This is a genomic window from Sporosarcina sp. resist (genome assembly GCF_014302295.1).
GTDB classification, from domain to species: Bacteria; Bacillota; Bacilli; order Bacillales_A; family Planococcaceae; genus Sporosarcina; species Sporosarcina psychrophila.
In genome coordinates this window covers 4,457,783-4,469,955 of sequence record NZ_CP060287.1, presented here as the reverse complement: position 1 = coordinate 4,469,955, position 12,173 = coordinate 4,457,783, and the positions used below count along the sequence as shown (strand labels likewise).

At 44.6% G+C, this 12,173-nt stretch carries 8 protein-coding genes; all 8 read left to right on the top strand.

The window, feature by feature from the left end:
- Nucleotides 1-87: 87 nt before the first annotated feature.
- On the top strand, nucleotides 88-2,238 hold the full coding sequence (locus H7992_RS21310) for a (Fe-S)-binding protein (protein WP_187045934.1): 2,151 nt from the start codon (nucleotides 88-90) through the stop codon (nucleotides 2,236-2,238).
- A gap of 177 nt (nucleotides 2,239-2,415) precedes the next feature.
- A complete protein-coding gene (locus tag H7992_RS21305; RefSeq protein WP_187045933.1) occupies nucleotides 2,416-3,612 on the top strand; it encodes an acetyl-CoA C-acetyltransferase in 1,197 nt (398 codons plus the stop codon).
- Between the two features lie 17 nt (nucleotides 3,613-3,629).
- Nucleotides 3,630-4,481 carry a 3-hydroxybutyryl-CoA dehydrogenase gene (locus H7992_RS21300; RefSeq protein WP_187045932.1) on the top strand — a complete coding sequence of 284 codons (852 nt, stop codon included), beginning with the start codon at nucleotides 3,630-3,632 and terminating at the stop codon, nucleotides 4,479-4,481.
- 30 nt (nucleotides 4,482-4,511) lie between these two features.
- A complete protein-coding gene (locus H7992_RS21295) occupies nucleotides 4,512-5,648 on the top strand; it encodes an acyl-CoA dehydrogenase (protein WP_187045931.1) in 1,137 nt (378 codons plus the stop codon).
- A 217-nt stretch (nucleotides 5,649-5,865) separates the two neighbouring features.
- Nucleotides 5,866-7,005 (top strand): acyl-CoA dehydrogenase, encoded by a 1,140-nt coding sequence (locus H7992_RS21290; protein WP_067213186.1) that lies wholly within the window; start codon nucleotides 5,866-5,868, stop codon nucleotides 7,003-7,005.
- Between the two features lie 84 nt (nucleotides 7,006-7,089).
- Nucleotides 7,090-7,641: a TetR/AcrR family transcriptional regulator gene (locus H7992_RS21285; RefSeq protein WP_082786850.1), complete on the top strand. Its 552-nt coding sequence runs from the start codon at nucleotides 7,090-7,092 to the stop codon at nucleotides 7,639-7,641.
- 33 nt (nucleotides 7,642-7,674) lie between these two features.
- Nucleotides 7,675-10,932 carry a fused isobutyryl-CoA mutase/GTPase IcmF gene (gene icmF / locus H7992_RS21280; RefSeq protein WP_187045930.1) on the top strand — a complete coding sequence of 1,086 codons (3,258 nt, stop codon included), beginning with the start codon at nucleotides 7,675-7,677 and terminating at the stop codon, nucleotides 10,930-10,932.
- 595 nt (nucleotides 10,933-11,527) lie between these two features.
- Nucleotides 11,528-12,097: a DNA-directed RNA polymerase subunit delta gene (gene rpoE / locus H7992_RS21275; protein ID WP_187045929.1), complete on the top strand. Its 570-nt coding sequence runs from the start codon at nucleotides 11,528-11,530 to the stop codon at nucleotides 12,095-12,097.
- Nucleotides 12,098-12,173 lie beyond the last annotated feature (76 nt).

Genomic DNA, 12,173 nt, shown 5'->3' with positions numbered 1-12,173 from the left:
TAAACTAGAAAATAGACATCGACACGATACTTATTTTCGACTACACTATCTGTACTATTCAAACAACAAGGGAAGGGGAGATAATAAATGCATCCATTGATCATTGCCAACTGGATTTTGTTTCTCGCGGTCGTGGCCTACGCGCTTGCGTTGTTCACATATCTAATCAAAACACGCATTCAATTTATCAAACTGGGGAGAAAAGAAGAGTTTGATAATAACATTTCGGAACGTCTCCGCAAAATATGGATTTACGTCTTCGGACAAAAGAAATTATTAAAAGATAAAAAGAGTGGAGCTATCCACGTTATGTTTTTCTACGGGTTTTTACTCGTACAGTTTGGAGCTATCGATCTTGTCTGGAAAGGGTTAAAACCGGGATCACACTTACCATTTGGTTCAGTATATCCTGTCTTTACAATCTTCCAGGAAATCGTTGCTGTGACAATACTTGTCGCGGTAGTGTGGGCATTCCACCGCCGTTATGTTGAGAAGCTTGTGCGTTTAAAACGTGGGTGGAAATCCGGACTTGTCCTTATTTTCATCGGGGGACTCATGCTTTCAACATTACTTGCAAACGGTATGAACATGATTTGGCAAGGACATGAAACGACATGGATGGAACCAATCGCATCGACGATTGCTACAGTATTCAGTTTCATGCCGGAAACTGGGGCGGCCTTCATATTCTTCATTGCTTGGTGGATCCATCTCCTAATCTTACTGACGTTCCTCGTCTATGTGCCACAATCGAAACATGCGCACTTGATCGCAGGACCTGCTAACGTTTATTTCCACCGTCTTGATCATGCAGGCCGTTTAAAGCCAATCGACTTCGAAGCATTGGAAGATGTAGAAGAAGGAGAAGAGATGCCGCCGCTTGGAGTAGGTAAAATAACTGACTTCACGCAGCTCCAAATGATCGATTTATACGCTTGTGTTGAATGTGGACGTTGTACGAATATGTGTCCAGCATCTGGAACAGGTAAAATGCTGTCTCCGATGGATCTCATAACGAAACTACGTGATAACCTGACAAATACAGGCGCACTTGTGACAAAGCAGAAACCGTGGGTACCAACACTCGCGTTCAATAAAACAAAAGGCAACCAGATTGCATTTGCAGCTGGACTTGAAGGCGCTACAATGGATGACATTTACAACCCGTCCCTCATCGGCGATATCATCACGGAAGAGGAAATCTGGGCTTGTACAACATGTCGTAACTGTGAAGACCAATGTCCGGTTATGAATGAACACGTTGACAAAATCATCGACCTTCGCCGTTATCTTGTTATGACAGAAGGGAAAATGGATCCGGATGCACAGCGCGCGATGACAAACATCGAACGTCAAGGGAATCCATGGGGGCTTAACCGTAAAGAGAAAGAAAACTGGAGAGATGCACGTCCAGATCTTCATATTCCAACGGTCAAAGAATTGAAAAAAGCGGGCGAAGAATTTGACTACCTGTTCTGGGTGGGTTCAATGGGGTCATTCGACAACCGTTCGCAAAAAATCGCCTTATCATTTGTCCATCTGATGAATGAAGCGGGCATCAAGTTCGCCATTCTTGGCAATAAAGAGAAGAACTCTGGAGATACGCCGCGTCGTTTAGGGAATGAGTTTTTATTCCAAGAGTTGGCTACCGCCAATATTGAAGAATTCGAAAAAGCGGGCGTCACAAAACTTGTTACCATTGACCCGCATGCCTACAATATTTTCAAAAATGAATACCCTGACTTCGGATTTAAAGCAGAAGTAGTTCATCATACGGAAATGCTTTACGAACTTGTTGTCCAAGGGAAGTTGAAACCGGAGCATGCAATCGACGAAACAATTACGTTCCATGATTCATGTTATCTAGGTAGATACAACGACGTTTATGATCCGCCACGTGAAATTCTTAAAGCAATTCCTGGCGTAAATCTCGTCGAAATGAAACGTAATCGTGAAGACGGCATGTGCTGTGGAGCGGGCGGAGGACTTATGTGGATGGAAGAAGACACTGGCCACCGTATCAACGTCGCTCGTACAGAACAAGCACTTGAAGTCAGCCCGGGAATCATATCATCCGGCTGTCCATACTGCTTGACGATGTTGTCAGACGGCACGAAAGCGAAAGAAGTAGAAGAGTCTGTCGGCACATATGATATCGCCGAACTACTAGAACGTTCGATTTTCGGTGAGGATTGGCAGCCAGCTGAAGAGGCTGAAGTAGAGTCTATTTTGCAATAAGCCATTGCGGAACAATCAGTATTGTCGTACAATTAATAGAATAGTGAACTATGATTTGTGAAATCAAAAGGAGTGGAAACACTCCTTTTTTCTTAAACTCTTATCGAGCGAGCGTTCAGTCGCTCGATTCAAATGAGAATGAAAGCGTTACCAACAATCATCAAAGGGGCGATAGATATGGGAAGAACGGTCATAGTAAATGGGGCAAGAACACCATTCGCAAAATTAGGCGGAGCGTTAAAGTCACTGACGGCAAGCGATCTTGGGGGGATTGCTATCAAAGATGCATTAAATCGTGCGGGCGTGAAAGCAGATGAAGTCGGTGAAGTCATCATCGGAACGGTATTGCAAGCAGGCCAAGGTCAAATTCCTTCTAGGCAAGCAGCGACGAAAGGTGGACTTCCTTGGTCGGTGAAAACGGAGACCATCAACAAAGTATGTGCATCAGGCATGCGCAGCGTAACTCTTGGCGACCAGTTGATCCGTCTTGGCGATGAAGAAGTCATTGTTGCGGGCGGTATGGAGTCTATGTCCAATGCCCCTTACTACGTACCAAAAGCACGATTTGGGTTGAAAATGGGTGATGCAGAACTGATCGACGGTATGATCTACGATGGACTTTCTTGTTCATTCTCACCCGACCGCGTCCATATGGGCACATACGGTAACTCGACAGCTGAAGAATTTGCACTGACGCGCGTTGCACAGGACGCATGGTCACTCCGTAGTCATGAACGTGCATTGCAAGCGATTGACGCAGGATTGTTCGCACAAGAAATCGTTCCAGTCGAAATCCCGCAGCGTAAAGGTGATCCGATTTTAGTCGATACGGATGAAGCACCTCGCCGCAACACATCGCTCGAATCACTGGCGAAATTGCGACCGGCATTCGGCAAGGACGGCACAATTACGGCAGGAAACGCACCAGGCGTTAATGACGGAGCATGTGCACTTGTGTTGATGAATGAAGAGCGTGCGCTAAAAGAAGGAAAAACACCATTAGCAGTCATTATTGGTCATGCAGAAGTGGCTATAGAACCTGCAAACTTCCCGCAAACACCTGGGCTTGTCATTAATGCATTACTTAAAAAGACGGGTAAGAAACTAGAAGATATAAAACTCTTTGAAATAAACGAAGCATTTGCAGCTGTTGCTCTCGCAAGTTCACAAATTGCTGAACTGGATCCTGAAAAAGTGAACGTCAATGGCGGTGCAGTTGCACTCGGTCACCCGATTGGCGCAAGCGGAGCGCGTATTATCTTGACACTTGCGCATGAACTGAAACGCCAAGGTGGCGGTATCGGTATTGCAGCAATTTGTTCAGGCGGAGGCCAAGGCGACGCAATTATGATCGAAGTAGCAAAATCGGAATAATGTGGAGGCGTTAATCAATGGATATTAAAAAAATAATGGTGATCGGTGCAGGACAAATGGGCGGAGGAATTGCTCAAGTCTGTGCACAAGCCGGCTTCGACGTAAAACTGAATGATATAAAAGAAGAATCATATGCTAAAGGGCTTGCAGTTATTACAAAGAATCTGTCTCGCAATGTCGAAAAAGGTCGCATGACAGAAGATGAAAAATCCGCAGTCCTTGGTCGCATAACGAAATCACTCGATCTGCAAGATGCATCGGACGTTGACATTGTCATCGAAGCAGCAGTTGAAAATATGGATATCAAAAAGTCCATATTCGCGAAGTTGGACGAAATCGCTCCGCAACATGCAATTCTTGCATCCAATACATCTTCACTTCCAATCACGGAAATCGCGGCGGCAACAAAACGTCCTGAACAAGTGATCGGCATGCACTTCATGAATCCGGTTCCTTTTATGAAACTCGTTGAAATCATCCGTGGTCTAGCAACTGCTGACGACGTGTACAAAGCGGTGGAAGACATGACAGTGAAATTGTCTAAAACACCGGTAGAAGTAAATGACTTTCCAGGATTCGTCGCAAACCGAATTCTTATGCCGATGATTAACGAAGCAATTTACACACTCTATGAAGGCGTTGCAACAGAACAAGCGATTGACGAAGTCATGAAACTCGGCATGAATCACCCAATGGGTCCGCTTCAGCTCGCAGACTTTATTGGACTCGATACATGTCTATATATCATGGAAACGCTACACGAAGGATTTGGCGATTCGAAATATCGCCCATGTCCCCTTCTAAGAAAATATGTAAAAGCAGGATGGTTAGGGAAGAAGTCAGGCCGAGGATTTTACGTTTACGAATAACTAATGCTTACATTTAAAGGGGAAATCATAATGGATTTAACATTCACCGAAGAACAGCAGATGATGCGCGACATGGTACAAAGTTTTGCGAAGACTGAAATCGAACCGTTCATTCCACGTATGGAAGCTGGGGAATTCCCACGTGAAATTTTAAAGAAAATGGGCGGACTCGGCTTGATGGGCATTACTGTCCCAGAAGAATATGGTGGGGCAGGTATGGATTTCATCTCATATATTAGCGCCATCCATGAACTGTCGAAAGTAAGCGCCGTTGTCGGTGTCATTCTTTCCGTTCATACATCGGTTGGAACAAACCCGATTATGTATTTCGGTAACGACGAACAGAAAAACCGTTACCTCCCAAAATTGGCAAGCGGCGAATACCTTGGTGCTTTCTGCCTGACAGAAGCATCATCTGGTTCTGACGCAGGATCTCTTAAAACACGTGCAGTCAAAAAAGACGATCATTATGTGCTTAACGGTTCTAAAATGTTTATTACCAACGGTGGGGAAGCAGATGTCTACATCGTCTTTGCATCGACAGATCCATCTAAAGGGACTTACGGCATCTCAGCATTCATCGTCGATAAAGATACACCTGGCCTAGTCATTGGAAAAGATGAACGGAAAATGGGACTTCACGGTTCGAGAACAGTAGAGCTGTCGTTTGATCAAATGAAAGTTCCACTAGAAAACTTACTTGGTGAAGAAGGCGGCGGCTTCAAAATTGCAATGGCAAATCTTGATGTCGGTCGTATCGGCATCGCGGCGCAAGCACTCGGTATCGCAGAAGCAGCACTTGAAGCGGCAACAGGTTATGCGAAAGATCGTGTTCAGTTCGGCAAGCCGATTGCTGCTCAGCAAGGCGTAGGATTTAAACTTGCGGATATGGCAACTGCAGTCGAAGCAGCAAAACTACTCGTCTACCGCGCTGCACAACTGCGTGCAGAAGGACTCCCGTGTGGAAAAGAAGCCTCGATGGCTAAGTTATTTGCTTCAAAAGCGGCAGTCGAAGGATCAATTGAAGCAGTTCAAGTATTCGGCGGTTATGGCTATACAGAAGATTACCCAGTCGAGCGCTATTTCCGTGACGCAAAAGTAACTGAAATCTACGAAGGCACAAGTGAAATTCAACGTATTGTTATTTCGAAACATCTGATGAAGTGATGTACGCGTTCTTAGTGTAATTGCAACTATGAAGTTTTAATTGTAACTATCTACGTGTAATTGCAACTATGGGATTCTAACTGCAACTTTCCAATCGTAATTGCAAACCGAACAACGAAGAGTTCGGTTTGTATAATTCCTGTGCCCTTTACAGGAATTATACAATGAATTCCAATCCTTTAATTAAAACCAAATACCAAATAAGGTGGGAAACCCAATGAACTTTAAATTATCCGAAGAACACGAAATGATCCGTAAAATGGTCCGCGACTTTGCGGAAAATGAAGTCGCACCAACAGCAGCAGAACGTGATGAAGAAGAACGTTTCGACATGGATATCTTCAAGAAAATGGCGGACCTTGGCCTAACAGGTATTCCTTGGCCTGAAGAGTATGGCGGCATCGGCAGTGACTTTCTCGCATATTGTATCGCTGTAGAAGAACTGTCACGCGTTTGTGCGTCAACAGGCGTCACACTTTCTGCGCACACATCTCTAGCGGGATGGCCGGTATTTAATTACGGAACGGAAGAACAAAAACAACAATACCTTCGTCCAATGGCAGAAGGTACGAAAATGGGGGCATACGGTCTAACGGAGCCAAGTTCTGGTTCTGATGCAGGCGGCATGCGCACAACGGCGAAACGTGACGGCGACGACTACGTAATAAATGGTTCTAAGATTTTCATTACAAACGGCGGCATTGCGGACATCTACATCGTCTTCGCAGTTACTGATCCAGATTCAAAACATAAAGGAACAAGCGCATTTATCGTAGAAAAAGATTTCCCTGGTTTCTCAGTTGGGAAAAAAGAGCGTAAACTCGGCATTCGTTCATCGCCTACAACTGAAATCATGTTCGACAACTGTCGTGTACCAAAAGAAAATCTTCTTGGTGAAGAAGGGCAAGGCTTCATCATCGCTATGAAAACACTTGACGGCGGCCGTAACGGAATTGCTGCACAAGCAGTCGGGATTGCACAAGGGGCACTTGACGCAGCTGTTGACTATGCGAAAGAGCGCGTTCAATTCGGTAAACCTATCGCTGCAAACCAAGGCATCGGCTTTAAATTGGCAGATATGGCGACAGCAACGGAAGCTTCAAGATTGTTAACATACCAAGCTGCATGGCTCGAGTCGAATAATTTACCATATGGTCAAGCATCTGCAATGGCAAAACTAATGGCTGGAGATACAGCTATGAAAGTTACAACAGACGCTGTTCAGGTTTTCGGCGGTTACGGGTATACAAAAGATTATCCTGTTGAGCGTTATATGCGTGATGCGAAAATTACGCAGATCTACGAAGGAACGCAAGAAATTCAGCGTCTCGTTATCTCCCGAATGCTGACGAAATAAGCGGGGAGGTGTAGGAAAGTGAATAAACGAGAAGTGAAATCGTCTGTCAAAGATGAAAGTCTGATTGAAAAACGGCGTGAACAGATGATTCGTGGTGCGGTGAAACTTTTTAAAGAGAAGGGATTCCACCGCGCGACAACCCGAGAAATCGCGAAAGAAGCGGGATTTAGCATCGGAACGCTTTATGAATATATTCGCACCAAGGAAGATGTACTCTACCTCGTTTGTGACAGTATTTATAACGAAGTGCATGACCGCCTTTCTGCCCTGCCTACCCAAGAAGGGACAGTGGATGGACTGCGAGTGGCCATTAATCAGTATTATCATTTGATTGACGATATGTCGGACGAATTTCTGGTCATGTACCAAGAATCAAAATCACTCCCGAAAGATGCACTGCAATATGTTCTGAAAAAAGAAATGGAAATGGTCGCTTTGTTCGAGAATCTTTTAGAAATGTGTGCAAAGTCGGGGGAACTACGCATTTCAGAAGAAGAAGTCGGCATCGCGGCACATCATATCGTCGTACAAGGACAGATGTGGGCATTTCGCAGATGGGCATTGCATAGAAGTTATACGATAGAAACCTATATACGTGTTCAAACTGACCAACTTTTTAAAGGGTTAATTGGGTAAAACGTTCATTAATGCAAAAGGGGTGTTCCACATATGGCAACAGTTGAGATTTATAAACCGAAACACCATATCCGGTTCGTTACAGCGTCGAGTCTTTTCGACGGGCATGACGCATCCATCAATATCATGCGTCGTATTATGCAAGCGAGCGGCGCAGAAGTAATTCACTTGGGGCATAATCGTTCAGTCGAGGAAGTTGTCAACGCAGCCATTCAGGAAGACGTTCAAGCAATTGCGATGTCTTCGTACCAAGGCGGGCATGTTGAGTACTTTAAATATATGTATGACCTTCTTCAGGAAAAAGGGGCACCGCATATTCGCATTTACGCAGGTGGTGGCGGAGTTATCATCCCGAAGGAAATCAAAGAACTGCATGACTACGGTATTACATGGATTTTCTCTCCTGAAGATGGGCGCAAAATGGGTCTTCAAGGGATGATTAATCGGATGTTGGAGCAATGTGATTACCTCACAGCGACTGACAATGAAATGGAAAACCTTGAAAAAATAACTGTCGACCAACCCGAAATCCTCGCGAATGTCATTACGTACGTGGAAGAAATGTACGGTCAGAATGATGCGCAAGCAGTTGCAGTTGTTGAAAAAGCACGTACACTTTCTAAAAATACACCGGTTCTTGGGATTACTGGAACAGGTGGAGCGGGGAAAAGTTCGCTTACTGACGAATTAATTCGCAGATTCCTCCACGAACTACCGGAAAAAAGAGTCGCAATCCTATCGATTGACCCAACGAAACAGAAAACAGGTGGGGCTTTACTTGGCGACCGTATTCGTATGAATGCCATCTTCAATAAGCGCGTATTCATGCGAAGTCTCGCAACACGTGGTTCCCGTACAGAGCTTTCTGGAGCGATTCGGGATGTGTTAGACATTGTAAAAACAGTCGGTTTCGACCTAATCGTTGTTGAAACAAGTGGAATCGGGCAAGGGGATGCTGAAATTACGGAAGTTTCCGATGCTTCGATGTATGTCATGACAAGCGAATTCGGTGCGCCGACACAACTTGAAAAGATTGACATGATTGATTTCGCAGACCTAATTGTCATCAATAAATTCGAACGTAAAGGCTCTGAAGATGCATTGCGCCAAGTGCAAAAACAGTATCAACGCAGTCATCTTCTGTGGGATAAAGATCTCGATACAATGCCAGTGTACGGCACAATCGCAAGCCAATTCAACGACAAAGGGACGAATTCACTCTTTGCAGCACTCGTTTCCGTATTGAACGACAAATGCGGCCTCGACTGGGAAACATCTTACGGACAATTCGTCAAAACACAAAAACAAAACGTCATCATCCCGAACGACCGTCAGCAATATTTACGTGAAATCTCTGATACGGTCCGTGGGTACCATAAAAAATCTGAAGTGCAGGAAACGCTTGCACGCAAATTATTCCAGCTCGAAGGAGCCATTCAAACGGTCAACGAACAAGCGCCAGACGATGCGCTCGTGACTTCACTGCAATCACTTGCGGAAGGCATTAAAGAAGAATTGACGTCAGAGTCAAAACGTATCCTCGCAAACTGGGATAAATTGAAAGAAGCCTACGCGGGCGATGAATTCATCACAAAAGTTCGCGGTAAAGAACTGCGCACTGCTTTGACAACCACAAGTCTTTCAGGATTAAAAATCCCGAAAGTCGCGTTGCCGAAATTCAAAGATTACGGTGAAATTCTTCGCTGGGTTTATAAAGAAAACGTCCCGGGGTCCTATCCATATACAGCTGGCGTATTCCCATTCAAACGTGAAGGCGAAGATCCAAAACGTCAATTTGCCGGAGAAGGAACACCGGAACGGACGAATCGTCGTTTCCACTATTTATCGAAAGATGACGATGCGAAACGACTGTCAACGGCGTTCGACTCTGTGACATTATACGGAGAAGACCCGGATGAACGTCCAGATATTTACGGGAAAGTCGGGGAGTCTGGCGTCAGTATTTGTACGTTAGAAGATATGAAGAAACTGTACGAAGGTTTCGATCTGTGTGCACCGGCAACGTCTGTTTCCATGACGATTAACGGTCCAGCACCGATTATTCTTGCCATGTTTATGAATACAGCAATCGATCAACAAGTGCGCATCAACGAGGAAAAACTTGGGCGGGCACTAACTGTTGAAGAATTCATTGAAGTCAAAGAAGGAACGCTTCAAGCAGTTCGTGGAACAGTGCAAGCAGATATTCTGAAAGAAGACCAAGGACAGAATACATGTATCTTCTCAACAGAATTCGCGCTTCGCATGATGGGGGATATCCAGCAGTACTTCATCGATGAAAAAGTACGTAATTACTACTCGGTGTCGATTTCTGGCTACCATATTGCAGAAGCAGGCGCAAACCCGATTTCACAATTGGCATTCACACTATCAAATGGCTTCACATATGTAGAATATTATTTGAGCCGCGGTATGAATATCGATGATTTCGCTCCGAATTTATCGTTCTTCTTCTCGAATGGCCTTGATCCGGAATATACGGTTATCGGACGCGTTGCTCGCCGCATTTGGGCAGTCGCAATGCGTCAGAAATACGGCGCCAACGAACGTAGCCAAAAATTGAAGTACCATGTCCAAACATCAGGCCGCAGCTTGCACGCGCAGGAAATTGATTTTAATGATATCCGCACAACGCTGCAGGCGCTTATGGCATTGCAGGATAACTGTAACTCGCTCCATACGAACGCGTATGACGAAGCCATTACAACGCCAACGGAAGAATCAGTTCGTCGTGCGATGGCTATCCAAATGATTATTACAAATGAGCACGGCCTATCGAAAAATGAAAATCCACTTCAAGGCGCATTTATTGTCGATGAATTAACGGATCTCGTTGAAGAAATGGTCTTGCGCGAATTTGAAAGCTTAAATGACCGCGGCGGCGTGCTCGGTTCGATGGAAACACAATACCAACGCGGTAAAATCCAAGAAGAATCGATGCATTATGAAATGAAAAAGCATTCAGGTGAGTTGCCAATTATTGGCGTTAACACATACTTGAACCCGAATCCACCGTCGTCTGATGACGTCGATAACATGGAAATCGCGCGTGCCACACAAGACGAGAAAGAAACACAAATCCTCAACTTACGTGCATTCAAAAGCTTGCATGCCGATCAAACCGAAGAAGCCTTGAAGAAGTTGAAAGAAGTAGCTGTTTCAGGCGGCAACATCTTCCAAGAACTAATGGAAACGGTAAGAGTAGCAAGCTTAGGGCAAATTACCAACGCGTTATATGAAGTAGGCGGGCAGTATAGACGGAATATGTAATACGAAATGCGGAAGGCGTCTGGGCGCTGGAGCTGGACAATTAGGGATGGCAGTCTAAAAGCGCAACTGCATAACCGACTTCCTGTAGGCATCGAATCCGTGCAAACTTCGGTTTAGCACGGATTTTCCTTTTTTAGTGTGTAGTACCGTCCGCTGTCATAATGCGTTTTACTCCATGCTGCCGGGGGATTGCCCCATCTATGTAAATCGGGCGAGAGGCATCCCTAAGCGCCATAGCGGTATTGAATGAAATCACTATGTCCATTATTCCCCTGGAAAGTGTTTGGTATGTACTTTTCTTTTATATGGATATTGCTTGTAATTTTCACGTATAATAGAGAGAATGACTGGAAGGGGTGCGGGCGTGAAACTATATATACATATATTGATCATAGCCACCCTTGCCACCCTCTTTTTTCTGCTATATGATAAAGGATTAGGTGCTATCCCTTTTTTACTTTCAGGGGCTTATTTGGGGTTTATTTGTGTGACAGAACTTCGACACTCCAAAAAGAATAAAAGAATGTAGCATATTTTGGACTGTATTGTTTATAATGATAAGTATGTTTGTGTTTATAGAAAGGACGTGCGTTAATTGAACATCCGTGAAATGACGAAAGAACAACTGATAGAAGAATCGATGATTGATATCGCATATGCGGTTTTGGCGGAAAGAAAAGAACCGCTAACATTGCTTCAGCTGATGGACGCAATCCGTAAACTGAATGGCATAACTGAACGAGTTATGAGAACAAAATTACAACAATTCTATACAGACATGAACATTGACGGGAGATTCCTTGCTATCAACGACAACCGTTGGGGATTGCGCGAATGGTATCCGGTTGATCAAATCGAAGTAGAAACAGCTCCAGTCGTAAAAGTACGCAAGAAGAAAAAGAAAAAAGCGTTGCTTGAAGACGACGACATCATTGAAGACGAGGATGACGAGGATGAGTTGTTCGATGAAGAATTCGATGAACTAATCGATGACGATGAAGACGACGATGACGACGACGAGGAAGAAGAAGACGTTGTCGAGATCGAAGTAGATCTTATTGATCCAGACGACGAGCTTGAAATCATCCCTGATGATGCAGAGCTTGAGCTTGATGAAGAAGACGAAGAAGAGGAAGATGAAGACGAGGATGAAATCAAGGAATAATTACTTGACTTCACACGTCCGACACTATAACATTTTGACTGGGCTCCTTAAATGGACATGAATCAGTGTATATGCG

Coding starts and splice junctions, on each gene's coding strand:
- H7992_RS21300 (WP_187045932.1), top strand. CDS start 3,630: ATGGATATTAAAAAAATAATGGTGATCGGTGCAGGACAAATGGGCGGA.
- H7992_RS21295 (WP_187045931.1), top strand. CDS start 4,512: ATGGATTTAACATTCACCGAAGAACAGCAGATGATGCGCGACATGGTA.
- H7992_RS21310 (WP_187045934.1), top strand. CDS start 88: ATGCATCCATTGATCATTGCCAACTGGATTTTGTTTCTCGCGGTCGTG.
- icmF (WP_187045930.1), top strand. CDS start 7,675: ATGGCAACAGTTGAGATTTATAAACCGAAACACCATATCCGGTTCGTT.
- H7992_RS21290 (WP_067213186.1), top strand. CDS start 5,866: ATGAACTTTAAATTATCCGAAGAACACGAAATGATCCGTAAAATGGTC.
- H7992_RS21285 (WP_082786850.1), top strand. CDS start 7,090: ATGATTCGTGGTGCGGTGAAACTTTTTAAAGAGAAGGGATTCCACCGC.
- H7992_RS21305 (WP_187045933.1), top strand. CDS start 2,416: ATGGGAAGAACGGTCATAGTAAATGGGGCAAGAACACCATTCGCAAAA.